General features: G+C 68.3%; 21 protein-coding genes and 1 pseudogene. 12 read left to right on the top strand and 10 right to left on the bottom strand.

Annotated features, from left to right (window positions below):
- The first annotated feature begins 50 nt into the window (after positions 1–50).
- The 5 genes from ACYQ26_RS19300 to ACYQ26_RS19280 all read left to right on the top strand — a co-directional run bounded on the left by ACYQ26_RS19300 (position 51) and on the right by ACYQ26_RS19280 (position 1937).
- Positions 51–821: a DUF2103 domain-containing protein gene (locus ACYQ26_RS19300; RefSeq protein WP_459810506.1), complete on the top strand. Its 771-nt coding sequence runs from the start codon at positions 51–53 to the stop codon at positions 819–821.
- A gap of 107 nt (positions 822–928) precedes the next feature.
- On the top strand, positions 929–1129 hold the full coding sequence (locus tag ACYQ26_RS19295) for a hypothetical protein (RefSeq protein WP_459810505.1): 201 nt from the start codon (positions 929–931) through the stop codon (positions 1127–1129).
- A 113-nt stretch (positions 1130–1242) separates the two neighbouring features.
- A complete protein-coding gene (locus tag ACYQ26_RS19290) occupies positions 1243–1503 on the top strand; it encodes an eL43 family ribosomal protein (RefSeq protein ID WP_459810504.1) in 261 nt (86 codons plus the stop codon).
- A gap of 26 nt (positions 1504–1529) precedes the next feature.
- Positions 1530–1664 carry a DNA-directed RNA polymerase subunit P gene (locus ACYQ26_RS19285; protein WP_006181151.1) on the top strand — a complete coding sequence of 45 codons (135 nt, stop codon included), beginning with the start codon at positions 1530–1532 and terminating at the stop codon, positions 1662–1664.
- An 18-nt stretch (positions 1665–1682) separates the two neighbouring features.
- Positions 1683–1937: a KEOPS complex subunit Pcc1 gene (locus ACYQ26_RS19280; RefSeq protein ID WP_459810503.1), complete on the top strand. Its 255-nt coding sequence runs from the start codon at positions 1683–1685 to the stop codon at positions 1935–1937.
- A gap of 90 nt (positions 1938–2027) precedes the next feature.
- Here the strand turns inward: ACYQ26_RS19280 and ACYQ26_RS19275 are convergent, their stop codons facing one another.
- Together ACYQ26_RS19275 and ACYQ26_RS19270 are read right to left on the bottom strand one after the other, a co-directional pair.
- Positions 2028–3596 (bottom strand): sensor histidine kinase, encoded by a 1569-nt coding sequence (locus ACYQ26_RS19275; RefSeq protein ID WP_459810502.1) that lies wholly within the window; start codon positions 3594–3596, stop codon positions 2028–2030.
- 104 nt (positions 3597–3700) lie between these two features.
- The gene (locus ACYQ26_RS19270) at positions 3701–4462 is read right to left on the bottom strand and encodes a DUF2797 domain-containing protein (RefSeq protein ID WP_459810501.1); all 762 of its coding nucleotides are present in this window, start codon (positions 4460–4462) and stop codon (positions 3701–3703) included.
- A 405-nt stretch (positions 4463–4867) separates the two neighbouring features.
- On the opposite strand from ACYQ26_RS19270, the gene ACYQ26_RS19265 reads away from it, so the two are divergent.
- From ACYQ26_RS19265 to ACYQ26_RS19255, 3 genes are all read left to right on the top strand, one after another.
- Positions 4868–5227, top strand: coding sequence for a BsuPI-related putative proteinase inhibitor (locus tag ACYQ26_RS19265; protein ID WP_459810500.1), 360 nt, complete (start codon positions 4868–4870; stop codon positions 5225–5227).
- A gap of 156 nt (positions 5228–5383) precedes the next feature.
- Positions 5384–6319: a CbiX/SirB N-terminal domain-containing protein gene (locus ACYQ26_RS19260; protein ID WP_459810499.1), complete on the top strand. Its 936-nt coding sequence runs from the start codon at positions 5384–5386 to the stop codon at positions 6317–6319.
- Positions 6320–6321: 2 nt separating this feature from the next.
- Positions 6322–7479, top strand: a complete 1158-nt coding sequence (locus ACYQ26_RS19255) for a DR2241 family protein (RefSeq protein ID WP_459810498.1) — start codon at positions 6322–6324, stop codon at positions 7477–7479.
- A gap of 7 nt (positions 7480–7486) precedes the next feature.
- Here the strand turns inward: ACYQ26_RS19255 and ACYQ26_RS19250 are convergent, their stop codons facing one another.
- The 3 genes from ACYQ26_RS19250 to ACYQ26_RS19240 all read right to left on the bottom strand — a co-directional run bounded on the left by ACYQ26_RS19250 (position 7487) and on the right by ACYQ26_RS19240 (position 9787).
- The gene (locus ACYQ26_RS19250; RefSeq protein WP_459810497.1) at positions 7487–8092 is read right to left on the bottom strand and encodes a DUF7524 family protein; all 606 of its coding nucleotides are present in this window, start codon (positions 8090–8092) and stop codon (positions 7487–7489) included.
- 47 nt (positions 8093–8139) lie between these two features.
- Positions 8140–8340, bottom strand: a complete 201-nt coding sequence (locus ACYQ26_RS19245; protein WP_459810496.1) for a methytransferase partner Trm112 — start codon at positions 8338–8340, stop codon at positions 8140–8142.
- Between the two features lie 82 nt (positions 8341–8422).
- Entirely contained in the window at positions 8423–9787 is a 1365-nt protein-coding gene (locus tag ACYQ26_RS19240) for an adenylosuccinate synthase (RefSeq protein ID WP_459810495.1), read from the bottom strand.
- A 329-nt stretch (positions 9788–10116) separates the two neighbouring features.
- On the opposite strand from ACYQ26_RS19240, the gene ACYQ26_RS19235 reads away from it, so the two are divergent.
- Positions 10117–10422 (top strand): hypothetical protein, encoded by a 306-nt coding sequence (locus ACYQ26_RS19235; RefSeq protein ID WP_013881201.1) that lies wholly within the window; start codon positions 10117–10119, stop codon positions 10420–10422.
- Between the two features lie 264 nt (positions 10423–10686).
- On the opposite strand, the gene ACYQ26_RS19230 is transcribed toward ACYQ26_RS19235, so the two are convergent.
- From ACYQ26_RS19230 to ACYQ26_RS19210, 5 genes and pseudogenes are all read right to left on the bottom strand, one after another.
- Positions 10687–13299 (bottom strand): DUF7527 domain-containing protein, encoded by a 2613-nt coding sequence (locus ACYQ26_RS19230; RefSeq protein ID WP_459810494.1) that lies wholly within the window; start codon positions 13297–13299, stop codon positions 10687–10689.
- A 66-nt stretch (positions 13300–13365) separates the two neighbouring features.
- Positions 13366–13644: a UPF0058 family protein gene (locus ACYQ26_RS19225; RefSeq protein WP_459810493.1), complete on the bottom strand. Its 279-nt coding sequence runs from the start codon at positions 13642–13644 to the stop codon at positions 13366–13368.
- A gap of 83 nt (positions 13645–13727) precedes the next feature.
- Positions 13728–14396: a DUF998 domain-containing protein gene (locus ACYQ26_RS19220; RefSeq protein WP_459810492.1), complete on the bottom strand. Its 669-nt coding sequence runs from the start codon at positions 14394–14396 to the stop codon at positions 13728–13730.
- A 77-nt stretch (positions 14397–14473) separates the two neighbouring features.
- A complete protein-coding gene (locus tag ACYQ26_RS19215; protein ID WP_459810491.1) occupies positions 14474–15646 on the bottom strand; it encodes an ABC transporter ATP-binding protein in 1173 nt (390 codons plus the stop codon).
- Positions 15647–15792: 146 nt separating this feature from the next.
- A pseudogene (locus ACYQ26_RS19210) lies at positions 15793–16270 on the bottom strand (DUF5793 family protein).
- 278 nt (positions 16271–16548) lie between these two features.
- Between ACYQ26_RS19210 and ACYQ26_RS19205 the strand changes: the two are divergent.
- From ACYQ26_RS19205 to ACYQ26_RS19195, 3 genes are read left to right on the top strand one after another with little or no spacing between them, the layout of a single operon-like run.
- Complete coding sequence (locus ACYQ26_RS19205) at positions 16549–18483, top strand: type II/IV secretion system ATPase subunit (RefSeq protein ID WP_459810490.1); 1935 nt, start codon at positions 16549–16551, stop codon at positions 18481–18483.
- 9 nt (positions 18484–18492) lie between these two features.
- On the top strand, positions 18493–20610 hold the full coding sequence (locus tag ACYQ26_RS19200; RefSeq protein ID WP_459810489.1) for a type II secretion system F family protein: 2118 nt from the start codon (positions 18493–18495) through the stop codon (positions 20608–20610).
- 59 nt (positions 20611–20669) lie between these two features.
- Positions 20670–21383 (top strand): class I SAM-dependent methyltransferase, encoded by a 714-nt coding sequence (locus tag ACYQ26_RS19195; RefSeq protein WP_459810488.1) that lies wholly within the window; start codon positions 20670–20672, stop codon positions 21381–21383.
- Positions 21384–21588 lie beyond the last annotated feature (205 nt).

The following is a 21588-nucleotide window of genomic DNA, read 5'->3' as shown; positions in this document are numbered from 1 at the left end:
CCGAGACCGAAAACGGGCTCGTTTTACACGTCCGACGGCAATCGCCCGATATGGAGTGTCGCCACTGCGCCTCGCCGCTCGAGAAACCCGGCGACTTCTGTCTCGTCTGTCGGGAGGCCAACACCGAGGCGGTCGTGCTCGAGGCGGGGCGAGAACGGGCGACGCTGACGATGCTGGCCGGCGAGTCGGACGACGGCGCCGCGGACGGGCACGGCCACAACCGCGGCGCCGACGACGATCCGGTCCTCGGACAGACGACGATCACGACGACCCCCGAGGACGGCGAGAACGAACCCGTCGAGCTGCGGAACTTCGCAGGGCTGATCGGCGACGAGATCCGCCGCAAGCGCCCCGAGGAGGTCTACGCCGGCGGCGAGCGGGCGGTCATCCGCGCCGTCCGCGAGGACATCCACCACTCGCTGTACCGCGTCGACGACGAGAACCCCGTCGAGACCGTCCTCGAGCGCCGCGGGACTCGCGCGCTCGACGTGGTCGAGACGCCGCCGGTCGAGAAGATCGGCGGCAGCCACTCGACGCTCATCGGCGGCCGAACGGGGATGGAGGCCATCCGGGCCGTCGCCGGCCACCCCCATGTCAAGAAGGTCATTCCGGGGCCGATCGACGCCGGCGGGAAGGGGTCCCAGTCCGGCCTGCGCGCGAAGGTCACCCGCGCCGACGACGGCGGCAACGTTCGCATGCTTCTGCGGAACGGCTCGAGCGTCCAGGAAAACCGCGTCGTGACGACCGCACGCGACCGCGAGATGGGCGAACGGATCCGCGAGGACTTAAACGACGTTCTCACCGAGGCCGACTTTCAGTGATCCCGCGACGGTGATCGCGCAAGTACTGTCACGAACTGATGGAACCGACACCGCCTGCTGGTAGGCAGTGCCTTTACGGGCTCCGCCGTAATTAGATATAATTAGCCATGCTCGAGCGTCCCGACGCCGTCCTGGCTACGATCCCGCTGCTCGCGGTGAGTGGACTCGTCCTCCGATCGATAATCGCGGTGACAGGTATCGGGACGGGACTGCTCGCGGCGCCGCTCGCGCCGGTCGGTTACCTCATAGCGCTCGGATTCGTCTTCCGGGAACTGGTGAACGGACCGGTCGCGAAGCGGATGCGGTGAGCCGCCGTCGACTCGAAACTCGAGACGCGAGGACGCCCCCGAACGGAGCGCTGGTGCTGGCGCGGGCGCGACTCAACAGGTTTAAGAATCCGCTGGCGATAGCTAGCCCTACTATGGCCAAGAAAGGATCCGTCGGTAGCGCGGGCCGTTTCGGCGCACGCTACGGTCGCGTCGCACGACGTCGCGTCAGCGAGATCGAGGACGACATGGAGAACGCCCAGGTCGACGGCGACGACGTCACCCGCATCGGAACCGGCATCTGGAAGAACGAGGAAACCGGCGAAGTCTTCACCGGCGGCGCCTACCGCCCGGAGACCCCCGCCGGCCGCACCGTCCAGCGCTCGATCCGCGCCGCGCTCGCCGAGGACGAATAACCGTCACCGTTCCCTTCGAGTCCACAATGAGCTACAAATGCTCCCGCTGCAAACGCGACGTCCAGCTCGACGAATACGGTGGCGTCCGCTGTCCCTACTGCGGCCACCGCGTCCTGCTGAAAGAGCGTAGTCGCGACGTCAAGGAAGTCGACGTCCAATAACGTCGGTTCCGCTCTGCCGTGTCTTCTCACGACGCGACGCTCGAGTTCGACTACGAGAGCCCTGATCGCGCTCGGATCGTCGCCGAGAGCGTCGCCCGCGAAATCGGCGAGATCGACGACGACCGGTCGCAGACGACGCTCGAGCGCGAGGGCGCGACGGTCCGGATCGCCATCGACGCCGCCGACGTCGTCGCCTTGCGGGCCGCGTTGAACACCTGGTTTTCGCTGGTCGACGTGGCCGAACGGACGGCAGCGGTCGGCGACTCGGCGTGACGGTGCGACGCCGTGACGGCGTAACGTACACGTTGGCGGCGACCGCTCGATCCGGCACCGATCTCGGCTCGAGCGGCTCGCATGGGTAGATTACCGGCTAGTCGAATCGCTGTCCCTCTCCGCGACCCCCGCAACGTCGGCGGACGCGGCGGGGAGCGCGACGTAGAACGTCGAGCCCTCGCCCGGCTCGGCGTCGACCCAGATGTCGCCGCCGTGGCGGTCGACGATCCGCTCGCACAGCGCGAGGCCGATCCCCGTCCCCTGCCGGTCCGCGTTCGCGTGGAGCCGTTCGAAGAGGTCGAAGATGCGGTCGGCGTGGTCGGACTCGAGGCCGATCCCCTCGTCCCGGACCGAGACGATCCAGCCGGCCTCGCCGTCCGATGCGGGCTCGGCGTCGATGTGAACGCGGGGGGGTTCGTCGCCGCTGTACTCGATGGCGTTCTCGACCAGGTTCTGGAAGACCCGGCGGAGTTGGCTGCGGTCGCCCTCGACGCGGGGGAGGTCCGCGACGGTGAGGACGGCGTCGCTCTCCGCAAGTTTCACCTGCAGATCCTCGCGAACGTCGTCGACGACGGCGTCGAGATCGACGGGTTCGAACGATTCGCCCCGCGTTTCGACGCGGGCGTACTCGAGCAGGCCGTCGATCATCTCGCCCATCCGCTCGGCGCCGTCGACCGCGTAGTCGAGAAACTCCCGGCCGTCGTCGTCGAGTTCGTCGCCGTACCGATCCTCGAGCAACTCGAGGTAGCTCGTGACCATCCGCAGGGGCTCCTGGAGGTCGTGGGAGACGGCGGACGCGAACTGCTCTAAGCGTTCGTTCGACGCCTCGAGCTCGCGCTGGTAGGTGATGAGCTCGGTGATATCCTGCGCCATCAACATCCCCGCGGTCACCCGTCCGTCGTCGGTGACGGGGATCGTCCGGACGAGCCAGTGGCGGTCCGCGTACTCCAACTCGACCGTCTCCCGGTCGCCTGCCAGCGCGGCGCGGAGGGCCGGCGTTACGGACTCGGCGAACTCCTCGCCGAACCCCTCGCGGGGCGTCCGCCCGTCGACGTCCGCGGGCTCGAGGGGCAGCCGATCGAACGCCTCGCCGGCCGAGAGGGAGAACGTCAGTTCCTCGTCGAACAGGGCGACGATCCCGTCGGGAAACCGCTCGGCGAGGATCCGGTACCGCCGTTCGGACGCCGAGACCCGGTCGTACAGCTCCCGAAGCCGCCGCTCCTTCGCCTCGAGTTCGTCGGTGTACCGTCGCTGATTGGCGTTGTAGACGCCGATTCCGAAGGCGGCGACGACGCCGAAGAGGATGCCGTTGAGCGCGAGCACGTACGGTTTCGGCTCGGACATCACTCGTAGTTGGATCAGCACGACCCACAGGAACAGCGCCGCGATTGCCCCGCCGACCAGCAGGTTCCACTTCGCGACCGTCACGACGTAGTCGGTGTCCCAGTCCAGGCGGACGAGCCAGCCCCCCGCAACGACGAGACCGAACGCGAGCACGAGCAGCGCGCTGTTCTCGAGCAGCGTCCACGTCAGCCCCCACGAGAGGTTGTGGAAGTCGTCCCAGATGTCGTACAGCGGGACGAGCAGGAGTATCGCCCCGAGTCCGGAGATGCACCCGCCGGCGAGGTATCGACGGACGCGGTCGCTGCCGAGCGACATGCTCGGGCGTACGAGGCGACGGCCCTAAGAACTATCCGACCGTTGACGATAGCTGGTAGTAATCGAAAGTCGGTTCGCCGTCGCGGCCGTCGGTGGGCCCCGGTCTATCCGAACGATCCCAGCGACGACTGCAGGCTCCGGTTCGCCCGCCCCTCCTCGAGCTCGTAGCCGACCAGATCGCGCATGTCGACGGCGTAGGTCGTCCCGCCGTTCTCGAGGACGAGCAGCCGACCCTTGACGCCGCGGACCGTCCCCGACGCGATCGTCTCGCGGACGGGCCGATCCGCGAGGGCGAGTCCGTAGTCGAACGAGAAGCGGTCGATGACGTCGGCCTCGAGGGATGCGAGCGTCCGTTCCCAGGCGTCTTCGTCGACCGTCGCCGCGAGCGAGGCCACCTTCGGGCCGGTGCGGACGCGGTCGGTCAGCCGCTCGGCGATCTCGGCCTCGATCTCGCGGGCGACGCGGCCGTTCGAGACGGTGTGGACGTGGGCCGCCCGATCGGCGCCCTGCTCGCGGAGGCGGGTCTCGAGGCGCCGCGACTTGGTGACGCCGACCTTGAACGTGTCCGGCGCGAACGCGGCGATGTAGACCGCGTGCTCCTCGTAACAGTCCATCTCGTCTTTGAGGCAGGTGCCGGTACAGCGGGCACAGACCCACGTGCTGGTGTGGTACTCGCAGTACGGCGCTGCCGGGCGGTCGCAGGCGACGTGTCCGCCGTCGTCGATCGCCCCGGCGCAGCGTCGCTCCCCGAGCGCGTACGAGAGGGTCTCGCCGGGCTCGAGGACCCGACGCTCGATCGCGCCGCTCCCGTCGGCCAGCAACAGCGCCGAGCCGCGACCGCTCGGCTCGTAGCCCACCAGTTGCACGGTCGGAGTTAGCGGCGAAAACGGATAGCTGTACCGGGATCGGCGGTGCGGGTGACCGTCCACGATCCGACGGCGGGCGGAGACGGGGACGGGAACGGTGCGAACCGCCCCCGTCGTCGGACGGGGTTGGCCGTTCGCCGAAACGGGCCGCGCGAACGTGTGGCTCGGCTCCGCGCTTGGCACGATCCAGCGGAGGCGCGGCCCGTGTCGCGGATGGCTCGCACGCGATGCGTCGACCAGCCGTTCACCGGGCTTGCTATCGTCCGGTGACAGTCAGTCGTCCGTGGCCGACGCATATAACTGGTGTGCTTGTTATTCCCACCCACTTCTGTGCCGCCGTACGCCCCCCATCCTACCCGCCCGTCCCGGCGAACGGTTATACGTCCGACCGGCGAACCTCCCGCCATGACGCTCCAGGGATCGCTCGAGGCGAGGGTATCGACGGACGGGACGGGGTCGACGACGGTCGAGTTCAGGTTCACCGTGACGAACGCGGGATCGGAGCCGGTCGAGTTGCGGTTCTCGGACGCGGCCAAAGCCGAGTTCGTCGTCGAGGACGAGGGCCGCGAGGTCTGGCGGTTCACCGAGGGGCGGGCGTTCATGCAGATGCTAAGCGCCGAGCGACTCGCCCCGGAGGAGTCGACGACCTACGACGGGACGTGGGAGGAACCGCGGCCGGGCGAGTACGCCGCCGTCGCCGAGTTGCGCGCCCAGGAGGCGTCTTGCGAGGCTCGCACGGAGTTCCGCGTCCCCGACTCGGAGTGACGCGGGAACCTGTTCGCACCGATCCGGGTGTTCCCGCGTCCGGGACCGGTCGAATTCGGAAACAGTCGATCCGCGATCCGCGACTCGTTTTCGACGGCTGCGAAGTACATACTGGTTGGCAGAGGGTATAAGCGGGCGTCGTCCCAACGCCCCGGTATGCAAGCGCTGGTCATCGCGGCGCACGGCTCTCACCTCAATCCGGACGCCTCGGACCCCACCTACGCCCACGCGGACCGCGTCCGCGAAACGGGCGCGTTCGACGAAGTTCGGGAGGCGTTCTGGAAGGAGGAACCGCACTTCCGCGAGGTGATTCGTACCCTCGAGTCCGACGAGGTCTTCGTCGTCCCGCTGTTTATCAGCGAGGGCTACTTCACCGAGCAGGTAATTCCGCGAGAGCTCAGGCTGGACGAGTGGCACCCCGAAAAGTGGGACTCCGACGGCACGAGCGCCTCGCAGGTCACGCTCGAGGCGACCGACGTCGACAAGACGGTCCACTACTGCGGCCCGGTCGGGACTCACGACGCGATGACGGACGTGATCGTCCAGCGCGCCGAGTCCGTCACCGACGATCCTGACGTGGGGGAGGGGTTCGGCCTCGCGGTCGTCGGCCACGGCACCGAGCGCAACGAGAACTCCGCGAAGGCAGTCGAGTACCACACCCGTCGCATCCGCGAGCGGGACCGCTTCGACGAGGTGAAGGCGCTGTTCATGGACGAGGAGCCCGAGGTCGACGACGTCGCGGACTACTTCAAGAGCGAGGACATCGTCGTCGTCCCGCTCTTTATCGCCGACGGCTACCACACCCAGGAGGACATCCCCGAGGACATGGGCCTGACCGAGGACTACCGACTCGGGTGGAACGTTCCCGCTGAGGTCGACGGCCACCGGATCTGGTACGCCGGCGCCGTGGGCACCGAGGGACTAATGGCCGACGTCATCCTCGAGCGCGCGGCGGACGCCGGCGCGGACCTGGGCGACGCCAGAGCGGCCGTCCGGACGAACGGGGCGGTCGAGACGACCGGAACCGGAGACGACGGCCGCGACCTCGAGTCGGGAACCGGCACGGGGACGGGCGCCGGCGCGGGTGACTGACCGTGGCGGACGCGACGACCGACGCCGTCGACGCGCTGATCGGGGCGGTCCAAGACGGAGCGGACGGCACCGTCGAGTTCGACGGCCTCTCGCTCGAGCGCGACGGCGACGCCTACGTCCTCGAGACGCCCGAACTCGAGCCGCGGCGGGTCGACGAGGCGACGCTCTCTGAGGCTCTCGAAGCGGTCGCGGAATACGCGACCAACTGGCGCTACTGGCAGCAGTCGGTCGGCGGCGAGGGCACCTACCGCCGGGCCTTCCTCCGGTGGTGCGAGCGGGCGCCGGTCGGCGAGGACGGCGCCGGCGAACCGACCGACGACCCGCTCGCCGTCCCCGAACGCTACGAGGCCCTGCGGGACGGCGTCGATCGCGAGTGGGGGCAGCTGTCGATCACCGCCCGGTTCGTCGACGTCGCCGAGCCCGACGGCGAGCGGGTCTACGACCTCTGGCACGTCGACGACGCCGAGGCGGATCTGGCCGACCTCGAGGTCTACGACGACCCCCGCGAGGCCCGCGAGATCGCGACCTACGACGCGGACGGTCGCTACCGGCCGCTGAAGACCGCGCCAACGCTGCCCTCCGGATGGGCCTTCACCGGCCTCTCCGGGTCGGAACTCGTCGAGGCAGTCGAGTTCTTCTACCCCGCGACCGTCGCCAACTGGCACCGCGAACTGCGAGACGATCTGGACGTCGACCACTGGCGAGAGACCGCCGAGCGACAGACGGGCATCTACGACATCCTCGACGAACTGCCCCGCGAGGCCGTCGACTGGGTGGCCGAGGCCTGCTGCGTCGACTCCCAGTGTCTCCGACGGCGCGAGTGGGAGTACGAGGCGGGCGACGATCTCGAGCCGCCAGGCGGCGACGGCCCGTTCCCCTGTCGCGAGCCCTGCTCGCTGGTCATCGCAGCTGCGCGCCAGTGGACCATCCTGGAGTCCGAGGAGGAGCGCACCTACGAACTCGAGCTAACCCCGAGCGAGCGCAACCAGCTCGAGGAGCTGATCGACGCGGTCGCCGAGGGACGAACGGACGAGATCCGCGAGGCCGACGTCGCCGACGGCGCGAACCGCTACCGGGCGCGATACCTGCGGGCCAAGCGGTTCGACGAGGACGGCTCGCTCGAGATCCGAGAGCGCTCGGCCGACGGCGAGTCGGAGTGAGAAGGGGTTACCAGAGCAACAGCGCGAGCGCGACCACGACGCCGCCGGCGACGACGATGAACCCCAGCGTCGCCGCGAGGCCGCCGATCGTCGCGGCCGTCGCCGTCGCGATGGCCAGCGCGACAAGCCCCAGCGCGAGCACGGCGAGGGTGCCTGCATCGAGCCCGCTCGCCGCGAACAGCCGCTCTATCACCTTTTCGGCGGCCGTTCGGTCGGCCGACCGGTCCGGCGACGGCGGTTTAGAGAGCGACTCGTCGACGTCGACCGCGGCCGGCCGGGGTTCGACGGTGACGTCGATCGTCACCGATTCGGAGCCGTAGCCGGTCACCACCTCGAGCCGACCCGTGACCGGGTCGTCGATCGCCTCGGCGTCGACGGCGACCGGAACGTCGATCGTCTCGCCCGCTTCGACGTAGTAGTTCGACTGATCCAGCGAGACGTGCCGGGAGAAGGACGGGTCGGCGTCGGCGAGCCGACAGTGGACGTGTGCGGGCGATTCGTGGCCCCGTAACGCGAGGACGAACGAGTCGCGAGTCGTCACCGTACGCGTCGCTGCCTCGAGGGTGTCGGGCGACTCGCGGTTGACGTGGACGGTGACCTCGGTTCGGGACACGGGTACGGGAGGTGGTACTGCGGTTCAGGGGTACTCCGTCGATCGGCTCAGGCCGGCGTCTCCTCCCGCATGTCCGGCGGGAGCAGATTCGGGATGCCGTCGTCGACGGGATACCGTTCGCCGCACTCGGTACAGACGAGGTCGCCGCCGACGACTTCCTCGTCGTCGTCGCCGTACTCGGCGTCCTCGAGTTCGAGTTCGTGCTTGTCCAGCGGACAGCGGAGAATATCCAGCAAGGACTCCTTCATAGTACGTAGGCTGGCCGCCTCCAGCAAAAGGTTTCGGGAACGAAGCCGCGCGGAAACGGAGCCGGAAACCGACGCGAACCGATTACTCGTAGGGATCCTCGACGACGACGGTCTCCTCGCGTCCCGGTCCGACGCCGACCGCGTAGATCGGCGCGTCGAGTTCGTCGCTGACGTACTCGAGGTAGGTGCGGGCGTTCTCGGGGATGGCGTCGTAGCCGTCCTCGGCCACCTCGCTCCAGTCGACCTCGTCCCAGCCGTCGAAGGTGCGGAGGTTCGCCTCGCAGTCGCCCCACTTCTCGGTGGTCGGGGGCATCGTGAAGACCTCCTCGCCGTCGAGTTCGTAGCTGTGGCCGACCTTCACCTCGTCTAAGCCGGCGAGCACGTCGATGTGGTTGACCGCGAGGCCGGTGAAGCCGTTCGCGCGGGCCGCGTGGCGCAGCATCGGCATGTCGAGCCAGCCGACCCGCCGCGGGCGGCCGGTGACGGTGCCGTACTCGCCGCCCTCGTCGCGGATGTAGGTCGCGAGTTCCTCCTCCTCGTCGCCGGCCCCTTCGTCGGCGTCGTAGTCGGGCGTCTGGCCCTCGACGCCGCCGAGTTCGGTCGGGAGCGGGCCGGTGCCGACCCGCGAGAGGTAGGCCTTGACGATGCCGATGACCTCGCCGTCGCCGACGACCGTCGGGCCGAGTCCGGTGCCGACGCTGGCGCCGCCCGCGGTCGGGTTCGAGGAGGTCACGTAGGGGTAGATGCCGTGGTCGATGTCGATCGAGGTGCCCTGCGCGCCCTCGAGCATGACGTTGTCGCCGGCGTCGATGCGCTCCTGCAGGAAGGTGCCACAATCGACGGTCATGTTCTCCTCCTCGAGGCGCCGCCCGTACTCGCGGTAGGTCTCGAAGAGGTGGTCGACGTCGAACTCCTCGCCGGTCTCCTTGCCGAAGACCTCCTCGGCGAGGGCCTTCTTTTGGGGAACGACGTACTCGAGGCGTTCCCGGAGCGTGTCGGGGTCGAGCAGGTCGCCGACGCGGACGCCGCGGCGGCCGGCCTTGTCCTCGTAGGTGGGTCCGATGCCCCGGCCCGTGGTGCCGGCCGCGAGGTCCTCCTTCTCGTCCTCCTCGATGCCGTCGAGCGCGCGGTGGTAGGGGAGGATAACGTGTGCGCGCTCGGCGACGCGGACGTCGGGCTCGAGGCCGCGCTCGCGGAGCGTGTCGATCTCGTCGAACAGCGTCTCGGGGTTGACGACGCAGCCGTTGCCGAGAACGCCGATCTTCCCCCGAACGGCCCCGGAGGGAACGAGCGATAGCTTGTACGTCTCGCCGTCGTGGACGACGGTGTGTCCAGCGTTGTCGCCGCCCTGATAGCGGGCGACGACGTCGGCGGCGTCGCCGTAGAGGTCGACGACGCCACCCTTGCCTTCGTCGCCGAGTTGCGACCCGACGATTGTGACGGTCATAACAGCGGCGGGTTCATGCCGGGCCGATAAACAGATTACGGTATTGCCGGCCCATTCAGGGCGGGAACTCGAGTGTGCGAGTGTCGATATCGTTTCCCATGGACGCGACGAGCGTCGACAACGTGCTCGCGGCGCCGCGGCGAAGGCGGCCCGAACGACGAGTCTATAGGGCTCCAGCGGCGACGCACGGATCGTCTAGAGGCGAGCGACATCCCGGCCGGATCGGAACGGAATCGTTAACTACTCTCAAGAGTAATCAACGCGTTGAGTAGATTGTTCAGCGCTCGAGGGTAACCTTTAAAGGCCCCAAAGACAAGTTAACAAATGCCATGATAGACCGACTTGAGAAGGAAGTCGATATGCTGGAACGTCATCTGCAGGTCCTGAAGATGGTCATCGAAAACGAGCCGATCGGCATCGTCAAGATGTCCAACGAGACCGGCTATCCCCACCACAAGGTTCGCTACTCGCTGCGCGTTCTCGAGGAAGAAAACCTCATCGAGCCCTCGAGCCAGGGTGCGATCAAGACCGAGCGCACCGTCGAATTCGTCGACGAGCTCGACGACAAGCTCGACGACATCATCGACAAGCTCGACGGCATGAAGATCGAAGACGTCGCCGAAATCGAAGGCTAACTGCTCGATCGGCGCGATCTCGTATCGATCGACCGTCGCGACCGCTGTAACGACATAACGACAGGAATACCGAGCGACGAAACGGGTGCACCGCTACAGCGTTCGCGACTTCTTCTTCTTCGACTCCTGCTTCCGCTCGGCAGCGATTGCGACTGACCGTTCGGCGGTCAGCTAACTCCGTACCGCCTCGAATAAGAAGTAATCCCGCGCGGCCAGCGGGCCGGCCGGCGTTCGGATCGCCCCCGCTGGAAGCGCCCGTCGCGATTACAGCTCCGGAACGGTCATGTGGAACCCTTCCGAGCGCGACTCGACCAGACAGAGGTGGTAGCCCTGCTTTCGCGAGAGGCTGACGTAGCTCAGCTTCGAGCTCCGGCTGAGGAAGCCGCTGCTCGTCGCCTCCTCGGTCACCTCGTGGGCGCCGGACTCGAAGTAACTCGAGGTGACGGCGATCGCGGCCGCGAGGTCGGGGTAGTTCGCCTTGACCGCCGAGGCGGCCTCCTCAAGGCCCGCGAGGGTGTCCTCGCTGACCGGCTTGCGCGAGTCGTTGAGCATCGCGACGAGCAGCGGGTTCCCCATCTTGTCGAATGCGACGACGTCGAAGGTGACCTCGTCGGGGACGTCCTCGGTGTCGTCGTCCGCGAGCGAGATCGTCGCGTCCAGTTCGGCCCGGTCGATCTGCGGGATGGCGTCGTAGAGGTCGGCCAGCCCGTTCGCGTGGCCGGTGTCGCGGATCTCGTAGAGCGTCGTGTCGGTCAGCCACTCCACGAACCGGTAGGCCATCGTCCCCGTGAGGAACTCCTCGTAGGGCGCGCCCTCGACCGCCACGTCCGAGGCGTCGAACTCGGTGTGGTGCTCGAGTTGCAGGTTCGACGCGACCTCGTCGCGGTCGGCGTCTCCCTCGTGGGCGGTCTCGAGGGTCGGCTGGCTCTTCGAGCGGTAGCGGACGAAGAGGTTCGTCCCGGCCAGCGCGCGGTCGGGGGAGAGTTCGGTGCCGGCCGAGGCGCCCGCACCTGCACCCGAACCCGCTCCGTCGCCGGCTCGGGCCGCCTCCAGTTCCGACTCGAGCTCCTCGATGCGGGACTCGAGGCGGTCGATCGTCTCGGACAACTGCTGGTTCTTCTCGCGGAGTTGATCGCGTTCGGAGACGAGGTCCTTGTTCTTCGACTCGAGGGCCTCGCGCTGTTCCTCGAGGCGTTCGATGCGGTCGGCGAGCCGCTCGACGCGCCGGTCTCGGTTTCGGTCGGCGGCGTCCGCCGTCGCCCGGGTTTCGGACGCCGTAGCGCCGTCCGGCCGGCCCGACCCGCGCGGTCCGTTCGCGGCGTTCTGCCCGCCCGAACCGGCCGATCGCCGGCCTTCGGGTCGGGAGTCGGCCGCCTCGCGGCCGGACTGGCTCGCGGGCTGTGGCCCCGACGCGGCCTTCGCTCCGGAGGCGGCGTTCGCCGAGCTATCTCCGGTCGTCTTCTCCGGATCGATCGACGGAATTCGCCGGGTCTCGCGCCACTGCTCTTCCTCCTCGAACCGCTCCTCGAGTTCGCCGTCGCCGTCGGCGTTCGGGGCATCGGCGCCCGTTCCGGAACCGGAATCGGCCGCTCCCGACCCCGTTCGCTCGGCCCCGCTCGGCGGTCGGACGTCGCCCGCCGTCGTCTGGGGCTGGTCGTCCTCGTCGTCGCCGGTCCAGGAGATGTCGTTCTGGTCGAGCTGTTCGGCGGCCGCCTCGACCTCGGCCGGATCCGGGGAGCCGGAACTGGTCCCGGGTCCCGATCCGGGTTCGGACGGCTCCGTCGCTGACGCCTCCGCCTCGGGATCGGGACTCGAGGTCGATGCCGCGTCCGGACCTTCGACGCGTTCGCTTGGGTCGGCTCCGTCGGCGCCGGTCGTCCCGGCTGGCTCGGCCTCGAGGCCGGGTTCGTGATCGGACCCCGTCTCGAGTTCGACGCCGGTCGGGTCCGGATCGGGGTCGGATTCGGCTGCGGGTTCAGGGTCAGGTTCAGCGCCGGCCGGTCCGGTCACCGCATCGGCGGAGTCGGTACCCGCGGCGGCATCGGCCGAGGCTGCGTCGTCGGTAATCCCCGGCGTCGACTCGCGTGCAGCCGCGTCCGGGTCCGTCGACGTGATTCCCGACAGGTCGTCGCCGTCAGCTTCGGCCGTCGCACCGCCGGTACCGTCGCCGGCGTCGACCGACGATCCGGCGCTCGAGCCGCCGGAGATGTCGATCGGCTCGATGCCCGACACGCCGCCGACCGACGGCTCGTCGTCCGAACCGGCGTCGGCGCCGTCGGTCGTCGCGCCCGTCTCTGCGTTCGCGTCCGCGTCCGCGGCGGGCGCGTCGTCCGCGCCCGGAACGTCGGTCACGTCGACGTCGACGTCGATGACCTCGTAGATCCCGACCTCGTCGTCGGCGCGTTCGAACGCCTCGTCGCCGGTGACCAGCCGCTCGGCGTTGCCGATGTAGGCGGCGGCCATCCGGCGGCCGCCGTAGTAGACGGCGTAGTAGTCGCCGCTGAGGACGTTCTCGCTCAGTTCGATGTAGCCCGTAAAGGAGCCGTCCTGGAGCGTCTCGTCGACCTCTCGCAGCGGCGTTTCGTTCGTGTAGTACTTGGCCCGGGTGTCGCCCCCGCGTTCCTCCATCGAGCAGAGCAACGGCAGCGACGGATGCGGCGCCTGATAGGTCGTGCCCGAGGCGCCGTCGAAGTCCTCGATCGCCCCCTCGAAGACGCCGACGATACGGCCGTTAAGCATAAAGAGCCAGGTGCCGCCTGTACCCGTCGTTACGGCCCCCGAAAAGCCGTTCTCGGCGAGATCGGAGAGCCCGTCGTAGCCGCCGTTGAACGGGCGAGAATCCCATTGTTCGACGCGCTCTTGCGTGCGCGAGTCCATAGTTCAACAAGCGGTAACTGAAACAAATACGTTTCGCCTAGATGTTCGCGGCCGGCCGTCGCCCGACTAGATCTTCGACTCGGCGTCCTCGGCGAGCTCCTTCATCCGCTTGCCGATGCGCCCGGCGCTCGAGAACTCGTCTTCGCTCATCCCCTTCGCGAGGGCGTTGCCGAGGACGAAGACCGCGTGTTTATGTTCGCTCTTTGACTTGTGGACGTGGGAGGGGTCGACGTCGAGCTGGCGGTACGGCTCGAAAAGTTCTTCGTCGACCTCCTCGCGCTCCGCGAAGTACTCCATGATGGTCACGAGTTCTTCGTGCAGCTCGAGGAGTTCGTCTTTGTGCATACCCGCGTGTATGGACGGTCTCGGCTTAAGGATTGTGTGCATACGGGTCGCAAAACCCGTCGCGAATCGGGTGGAAACGGGAGTTACGCTGCGTCTCCAGAGTGTGAGGCTCTCTCGAGATCGACGGCGAGGTAGCCGACCCACGCGCCGAACGCGACGGCGGCGACGAACTCGGGGACGGCGAACCACGCGCCGGCATCGCCGCCGGCCACGAGGAATACGAGCCAGCCCAGCCAGGCCAGCGGATGCACAACGGCGAGCCAGATCGAGACGAGGCCGCGACGGAGCCGTCCGGCCAGTACCGCGCCGGTGCCGTAGCACCACTGCGCCAGCGGCGCGGCAGCGAAGTACGTCAGCGCGGCCGGCTCGTGAAAACTCCGCTCGAGGTACCAGTCCGTGTGGCCGAGGAAGAAGATCCCGACGCCGACCAGTCCGACCGTCGCGACGACCAATAGGGCGACGCCGACCCGTTCAAGGACGGTTCCGCTCGCGCGCCAGAGCCGCCAGCCGAAGGGGACGCCGAGCAGTCCGCTCAGGACGAGCCCGCCGTTGAACAGCGGAAACGTGCGGGTCCCGTATCGGCCCATGTCCGAGAGCGCGGCGCCGCGCCAGGTGAACGTCTCCGGGGACGCGACGAGCGTCGCGAGGACGATCGCGCCCAGCCCGACGACCGCCGCGGCGAGCCCGCACCGCGTTGCGACTCGAGTCGCGGTCGAACTTCGGGGCCGGCGTCGACGCGGGGTACCTCCCATTCGGGTGACGGACACCATCGAACCGCGGCGGTATCAAAGTACGTGGTCGAACTGCGCGATCGAACGCAGAAAGGCCGTTATTCGGCGGGGACGTCGCGCTCGCGCTGGCCCGCGGGGAACCACGCGAGTTCGTGGTCGGCGATGACGCGGACGCCGACACGTTCGTCTAAGTCGATCCGATCGGAGTGGTTGTGCATGCACTCGACGGTTTCGCCCGAGTCGAGTTCGACGCGGTAGAGGACGGTCGGCCCGAGGTAGCGCCGGTAGACGACGCGGCCGTTGACCCGCGCCGCCTCCTCGGCCGGCACGGCCGCGACGTCGTCCGGGCGCACGAGCAGGTCGATCTCCGAGCCGTCGTACTCCTCGACCAGCCCGTTGACGTCGTCCCGGAGGACGCGCCCGACTGCCGTCTCGACGTGGTCGCCCCGCACCTCGCCCGAAACGAAGCTCGCGTGGCCGAGGAAGCCGGCGACGAACCGCGACTTGGGCTGCTGGAACACCCGTTCGGGCGCGCCGAGCTGCTCGATGTCGCCCTCGTTCATCACGGCGACCCGGTCGGAGATCGACATCGCCTCCTCCTGATCGTGGGTCACGGAGACGGCGGTGACGCCGGCCTCCTTGATGATCCGGCGCACCTCCTCGCGCATCTCGACGCGCAGGTCGACGTCCAGGTTCGAGAACGGTTCGTCCAACAACAGCATCTCGGGTTCCGGCGCGAGCGAGCGCGCCAGCGCGACCCGCTGTTGCTGGCCGCCGGACAGTTCGTCGGGGTAGTCGTCGCCGTGGGCCTCGAGCCCGACGAGGTCGAGGAGCTCGTCGACGCGGGCCTCCCGTTCCGCCTCGGACCAGTCCTGCAGCCCGAAGGCGACGTTCTCGCGAGCCGTCAGGTGGGGAAAGAGCGCGAACTCCTGGAAGACGATGCCGACGTCGCGATTCTCCGGCGGCGTGAACCGGCCCTCGTCCGTGACCGCGACGGGGTCGTCCTGCAACCGGATCCGACCCGCGTCGGGCCGCTCGAGGCCGGCGATCAGCCGCAGCGTCGTCGTCTTGCCACAGCCCGACGGTCCTAGCAGCGTGAGGATCTCGCCGTCGCGGACCGACAGCGACAGGTCCGGGATGACGGCTTCGCTCCCGTACCGCTTCGCGACGCCGTCGAGCTGGAGGACGACGTCGTCCGTTGCGGCGCGCCCGGGAGCGGATTCGGGCCCCGATTCGTCGGCTGCGGTCGTAAGTAGGTCTCCGTTCGGCATAATCGATTCCGGCCGGACCGGTGCCGGCACGTATTCGGTTTAGGCACTCCTAAAACACTTATAGTTGCCGGTCAGTTCCCGCCGATCGGGAGCGGGCGTGGATCCGGAACAGCGGCAGAAAGGAAGCGACAGCGACGGAACCGCGGTTAGAGCTCGACGCCGCTCGGAATCAAGCTGTGCTGGCGCAGGAGGCTCCCCTCGTCGTCGTAGACGAGAAAGGTCCGTTTGTCGTAGGTAACGAACGGTTCGTCCTCGTCCTCGAGCGTAATCTCGACGGTGTAGCGCCCCTCGTCCTCGGTGGCGTCCTCGCCGTAGCCGCGGGCCGCGCGGATGAACTGCAGGACGTCGTCGGCGTCCTCGTTGAGTTCGAGGATGAACTCGCCCGTGACCCTGTTCGTGACGCTGACGACGCCGTCGGTGTCGTTTCCGAGCGGCTCCTGCAGCCGGAGCGCGACGTCGGTTTCGTCGGCGTCGAGGACGTCCCCCTCGGGACCAGTAAGGCGCTCGCGAAGCATCGTCGACGGGCCGGTGAATTCGATGGATACGGCGGGTTTTTTTCGGCTCGCCGTCGGTCTCGACCCAGTCGACGTTAGTAACGTTTAGCGTGAAGTGCTCGCGCCTCATTCCGTACCCTCCGGTTAGCGCTCCCGCCGTATGAACGTAACGCACAATCGTCTTCGAACGAACACGTCCGGGCCGTTCGGTCGTTCGCCTCGGCGCTCGTTGTCGACGGGGCTCGTCTCGCCACTGCGGTCCCGACTGTACCGGCGACGGTCGAGGGCGCCGTCGGACCCGCCGGCGGGGATCCGTCGACGGCGGACCGGATCGGTCGGGATATTTATGATGGTCCGGTCGGGATATGCGACGAACACCCGTCCTCCCGCCGTGAGGACACCGTACCGATGGCAGACCGTACCGATTCAGCCTCGACCGAGTCGGCCGCCGACCGCGCAGCGTCGCGTGCCGCGGCGGGCGAGGCGGACCTGGACTCCGTCGCCGACTCCGCGGGCGTCGCCTCCGACGCGTCGGGTACCGGCTCGTCGGCCGAGCCCGAGTCGACGTTCGAAACCGCCAAGCGGACGATCCGTCGGGTCCTCGAGACGCTGCGCGGATCGACGATCGAGGTCGACGACTACGATCCGGCCGATCACGGGCCCCTGATCGAGTTCGACGGGGTCGACGGCCGCGAGGAGGTCGAGCGGTACTGGGTCGACGCGCCGTTCTCGTTCGTTTCGATCGGCTACGACGAGTCGGCCAGTAAGCACCGCTACCGCGTCGTCGAACCGCGACTGACCGACGAGGAGCGGGTCCTGCTCGAGACGCTGGTCGAGGACGTGCGCGATCCGCTGCTGTACCGGTCGGATGTCGGCGGCGGCGCTGGTGCCGCCGCGGACGCCGACGCCGACACCGACGTCGAGAACCTGCTACGTGAGACGATCCGCGAGTACCTCGAGCGGTACGGCGCCGAGATCGACGCGGCCACCTTCTACCGGCTCTTTTACTACATCCACCGCGATTTCCGCGGCTACGGCCGGCTCGAGCCGATCATGCACGATCCTCACGTCGAGGATATTTCCTGCGACGGCTACGACCTGCCGATCTTCGTCTACCACGACGAGTACACCGACGTCGAGACGAACGTCTCGTTCGGAAGCGACGAGCTCGACGGGTTCGTCGTCCGGCTGGCCCAGCACTCGGGCCGGCACATCTCCATCGGCGATCCGATGGTCGAGACGACCCTCCCCGACGGCTCACGGGCCGAACTGGCGCTGGGGACGGAGGTGACGCCCCGGGGTTCCGCCTTCACCGTCCGGAAGTACGCCAGCGAGCCGTTCACGCCCGTCGACCTGCTCGAGTACGGCACCTTCAGCGTCGAGCAGTTGGCCTACCTCTGGCTGGCGATCGAGCACAACAAGAGCCTGCTCTTTGCGGGCGGGACCGCGTCGGGCAAGACCACGAGCATGAACGCGATCTCGATGTTCATCCCGCCGCGGGCGAAGGTGCTGACGATCGAGGACACGCGAGAACTCGAGCTCTACCACGACAATTGGCTCTCCTCGGTCACGCGCGAGCGCGTCCACGAGGGGAAGGACGTGACGATGTACGACCTACTGCGCTCGGCGCTGCGCCACCGGCCTGAGTACATCGTCGTCGGCGAGGTCCGCGGCGAGGAGGCGATCACGCTCTTTCAGGCGATGAACACCGGCCACACGACCTACTCGACGATGCACGCCGACTCGGTCCAGACGGCGATCAATCGCCTCGAGAACGAGCCGATCAACGTCCCGCGATCGATGGTCCAGAGCCTCGACATCCTCTCGGTCCAGACGCTGACCCGGCTCGGCGAGGGCCGGGTCCGCCGGAACAAGGTGCTCGCCGAGATCGAGGGAATCGACCAGCGGACGGGGGAACTCGACTACTCGACGGCCTACACGTGGGACAGCGAGGACGACGCGTTCCGGGGGACCGGCAGCCGCGTCCTCGAGGAGATCCGCGACGAACAGGGCTGGTCCCGCACCGAACTGCTGACGGAACTGCGCAACCGCGAGCGGTTCCTCGAGTACCTGCGGGACAACGACATCGCAGACTACCGGCGCTTTACCGCCCTGGTCAACGAGTACTACGCGGATCCGGAGCGCGTGCTCGAGACGATCGCGGCCGACGAGGACGAGGGCAACGGAGACGGTGCGGACTCGGCGGCGGCCGATCCGAGGAGCGACTCGATCGTCACCAACCCGCTCGCCGGGGACGGTCCTGACTGGGCGGACTCCGAAGCCTCGAGTGACCGACTCGAGGGACCGGACGCCCGACCCGAGGACGCCGACGAGGACGGGTGATCGCCGCCGATGGCCCTCTCGAACTTCCTGCCGCTGGCCGTCGCCGCCGCCCTCTGTTCGCTCGTCGCCCTCGCGCGGGTCCACGCCGGACTCGACCGCGCCCTGACTCGAGCGGCGATCGGGCTGTTCGGCCGCTACATCGCCGAGTTCAAGGGCGAACACCCCGACAGGCAGGCCGCGCTTCGGGCCGCGCATTTCCCGACGACCTACCGGGAGTACGGCGCGACGACGATGCTGTACGCGACGCTGTTCGCGGTCGCCGGCGCCATCGTCGGGATCTACGTCGTCTGGGGGCTGTTGCTCGTCCTCGCGGTCGATCCCGCCGCCATGCGCACGGCGCTTCCCGGGGCGCTGGCCTTCCTCGCGAACCTCGGCGGTGTGCCGTCGCTGTCGGTGACCGAACTGTTCGGCCTGTTCGTCCTCTCCTGTCTGACGATCGGGACCGTCGCGGGCTTCGGCGCGTACCGGCTCCGGTGGTGGTACCCGAGCTACGTGGCCGACGGCCGCGCCCGGCGGATCGAGACCGGCCTTCCCTCGACGGTCGCGTTCATGTACGCCCTCTCGCGCAGCGGCATGGAGTTCCCGAAGATCGTCCGCATCCTCGCGCGCCACGAGGACACCTACGGCGAGGCGGCCGCGGAGTTCGACGTCGCGGTCCGGAACATGGACACCTTCGGGATGGACGTCATCACCGCGCTCCGGACGACCGGCCGCCGCTCCCCGAGCCCGAAGTTCGCCGACTTCGTCGAGAACCTCGTCAGCGTCCTCGAGAGCGGCCACAGCCTCTCGGGGTTCCTCGAGTCCCAGTACCGCGACTTCCAGGAGGAGTCCGAGTCCCAGCAGGAGCGAACGATCGAGTTGCTCGGGACGCTGGCCGAGGCGTACGTCACGGTGCTCGTCGCCGGGCCGCTCTTTCTCATCACCATCCTGGTGGTCATCGGCATCTCCGTGGGCGATACGTTCGATCCGCTGCGGGCGTTGATCTACGTCATCCTGCCGCTGGGGAACCTCGGCTTCATCGTCTACCTGAGTACCGTGACCGAGACGATCACGCCCGGCGGCGTCGCCGACGCGGACGCCGACGCGACCGGCTCGCCCGCGTCGAACGCTGTCGCCGCGATTCGCGGACAGGCCCGTGCCGACGGCGGGCGAGGGGCGTCGCGGGTGACCGCCCGCGATCGCGGTCGCGAGCACCCGAACGTCGAACGCGTGCGCTACTACCGCCGACTGCAGCGACTCCGCGAGCGGGTCGGGTCGCCCCTGTCGACGCTGCGCGAGCGGCCCCGGCTCTCGCTCGTGCTCACCGTTCCGATCGCGCTCGCCGCGGTCCTGTGGCGGCTGCCGGCGGCGGTCACCGACGGCGGGTTCGACGCGACCGTCGTCGACGACGCGATCGCGGTCGGCGCACTGCTGGTCCTCGCCGTCTTCGCCGCCTGTTACGAACTCCACCGCCGGCGGATCGAGGCGATCGAGGGCGCGATCCCCGACCTGCTCGAGCGCCTCGCGAGCGTCAACGACGCCGGCATGTCGCTGGTCGCGGCGATCGATCGGGTTCGGGGCTCGGACCTGGGGCCGCTCGGCGCCGAACTCGATCGCATCTGGGCTGACGTCCAGTGGGGTGCGGACCTCCAGACCGCCTTCGGCCGGTTCGGTCGGCGCGTCCGCACCCGCGCGACGTCGCGGGTCGTGACTCTGGTGACGGAGGCGATGAACGCGAGCGGTTCCCTCGCGACCGTGCTCACCATCGCCGCCAGGCAGGCGGCGGCCGATCGGCGCCTCGAGCGCGAGCGCCGGCAGGCGATGGTCGAGTACCTGGTCGTCGTCTACATCGCCTTCTTCGTCTTCCTCTTTATCATTGCCGTGCTCGCGGCGTACCTCCTGCCGAATCTCCCGGTGGGGGAGCTCGAGGCCGCCGGCGGCGGGGGCAGCGCCGTCGACGGGCTCGGCGGGCTGTCTCGGACTGCCGCCACGCGGTACAACACGCTGTTCTACCACGCGACGCTGGTCCAGGGGCTGCTCTCGGGGCTGATCGCCGGCCAGCTGAGCACCGGCGACGTCAGGGCCGGCGCGAAACACGCGGCCGCGATGATCGCGCTGTCGGTCGCGCTGTTCGCAATCGTCGTCTGAACGCCGTCGTCGGTGGCAGTGCAAACGCTTTTTGCACGCGCCTCGAGCACTCCGAACTGATGGGTACGGGCGACCACGGTGACGACGAGTCGAACCCGAACCGGCCGGATCGCGGGAGCGTCCGCGCGACCTACGACCGGATCGCGAGCCACTTCGCCTCGACGCGGGAGTACGCGTGGCCCGAGGTCGAATCGTTCGTCGACGAGCACGCGGCCGCACTCGAGACGGCGGACGCGCCCGCCGTGGGCCTCGACCTCGGCTGCGGTAACTGCCGCCACGCCGAGTTGCTCGCCGCCGACTGCGACGTCGTGGTCGGCCTCGACGCGAGCCGCGGCCTCCTCGAGACCGGGCGCGAGCGCGCACGGGAGCGCGGATTCGACGTCGCCCTCTGTCAGGGCGACGCGAGCACGCTCCCGCTCGCGGCCGACTGCGTCGATATCGCGGTCTACGTCGCGACGCTACATCACCTTCCGACCCGGGCGGTGCGCCGAGCGAGCCTGAACGAACTCGCGCGGGTGCTCTCGCCGGACGGCCGCGCGCTCGTCAGCGCGTGGTCGACGGCCCACGATCGGTTCGACGCGGCCGCCGACGCCGAGGCGGGATTCGACACGACGATCGAGTGGACGCTGCCCGGCGGGGAAGCGGTCGATCGATTCTACCACATCTACGCCCCCGCGGAGTTCGAGGCCGACCTCGCGGCGAGCAAGCTCGACCTGCTCGAGTGGGAGGTCTCGAGCGGGAACTGCTACGCCGAAGTGGCCGGTTCCGGATGAATGTGTCCGTGTGACGGACTTTCACCTCCCTCAAATGGGGGTATTTTTAAGAGGAATTACTAAAGGTAGTTCCCGGAGCCCAAGCCGATAGTTTTCAGATTATTTGTCTATGTATAAGTTGAAAGTAAATCGAATAAAACGTTCGCAAACGGGATCAATCGCGCAAAAAGGCCGCCCGATTTTATTGACATCTCGCTCCCCACTT

This window comes from Halopiger thermotolerans (assembly GCF_054654555.1).
The sequence above is the reverse complement of the archived record's forward strand: the minus strand, read 5'-3'. Positions and strand labels throughout refer to the sequence as shown.

Coding starts and splice junctions, on each gene's coding strand:
- ACYQ26_RS19300 (WP_459810506.1), top strand. CDS start 51: ATGGAGTGTCGCCACTGCGCCTCGCCGCTCGAGAAACCCGGCGACTTC.
- ACYQ26_RS19295 (WP_459810505.1), top strand. CDS start 929: ATGCTCGAGCGTCCCGACGCCGTCCTGGCTACGATCCCGCTGCTCGCG.
- ACYQ26_RS19290 (WP_459810504.1), top strand. CDS start 1,243: ATGGCCAAGAAAGGATCCGTCGGTAGCGCGGGCCGTTTCGGCGCACGC.
- ACYQ26_RS19285 (WP_006181151.1), top strand. CDS start 1,530: ATGAGCTACAAATGCTCCCGCTGCAAACGCGACGTCCAGCTCGACGAA.
- ACYQ26_RS19275 (WP_459810502.1), bottom strand. CDS start 3,596: ATGTCGCTCGGCAGCGACCGCGTCCGTCGATACCTCGCCGGCGGGTGC.
- ACYQ26_RS19265 (WP_459810500.1), top strand. CDS start 4,868: ATGACGCTCCAGGGATCGCTCGAGGCGAGGGTATCGACGGACGGGACG.
- ACYQ26_RS19260 (WP_459810499.1), top strand. CDS start 5,384: ATGCAAGCGCTGGTCATCGCGGCGCACGGCTCTCACCTCAATCCGGAC.
- ACYQ26_RS19245 (WP_459810496.1), bottom strand. CDS start 8,340: ATGAAGGAGTCCTTGCTGGATATTCTCCGCTGTCCGCTGGACAAGCAC.
- ACYQ26_RS19240 (WP_459810495.1), bottom strand. CDS start 9,787: ATGACCGTCACAATCGTCGGGTCGCAACTCGGCGACGAAGGCAAGGGT.
- ACYQ26_RS19235 (WP_013881201.1), top strand. CDS start 10,117: ATGATAGACCGACTTGAGAAGGAAGTCGATATGCTGGAACGTCATCTG.
- ACYQ26_RS19230 (WP_459810494.1), bottom strand. CDS start 13,299: ATGGACTCGCGCACGCAAGAGCGCGTCGAACAATGGGATTCTCGCCCG.
- ACYQ26_RS19225 (WP_459810493.1), bottom strand. CDS start 13,644: ATGCACAAAGACGAACTCCTCGAGCTGCACGAAGAACTCGTGACCATC.
- ACYQ26_RS19220 (WP_459810492.1), bottom strand. CDS start 14,396: ATGGGAGGTACCCCGCGTCGACGCCGGCCCCGAAGTTCGACCGCGACT.
- ACYQ26_RS19215 (WP_459810491.1), bottom strand. CDS start 15,646: ATGCCGAACGGAGACCTACTTACGACCGCAGCCGACGAATCGGGGCCC.
- ACYQ26_RS19205 (WP_459810490.1), top strand. CDS start 16,549: ATGGCAGACCGTACCGATTCAGCCTCGACCGAGTCGGCCGCCGACCGC.
- ACYQ26_RS19200 (WP_459810489.1), top strand. CDS start 18,493: ATGGCCCTCTCGAACTTCCTGCCGCTGGCCGTCGCCGCCGCCCTCTGT.
- ACYQ26_RS19195 (WP_459810488.1), top strand. CDS start 20,670: ATGGGTACGGGCGACCACGGTGACGACGAGTCGAACCCGAACCGGCCG.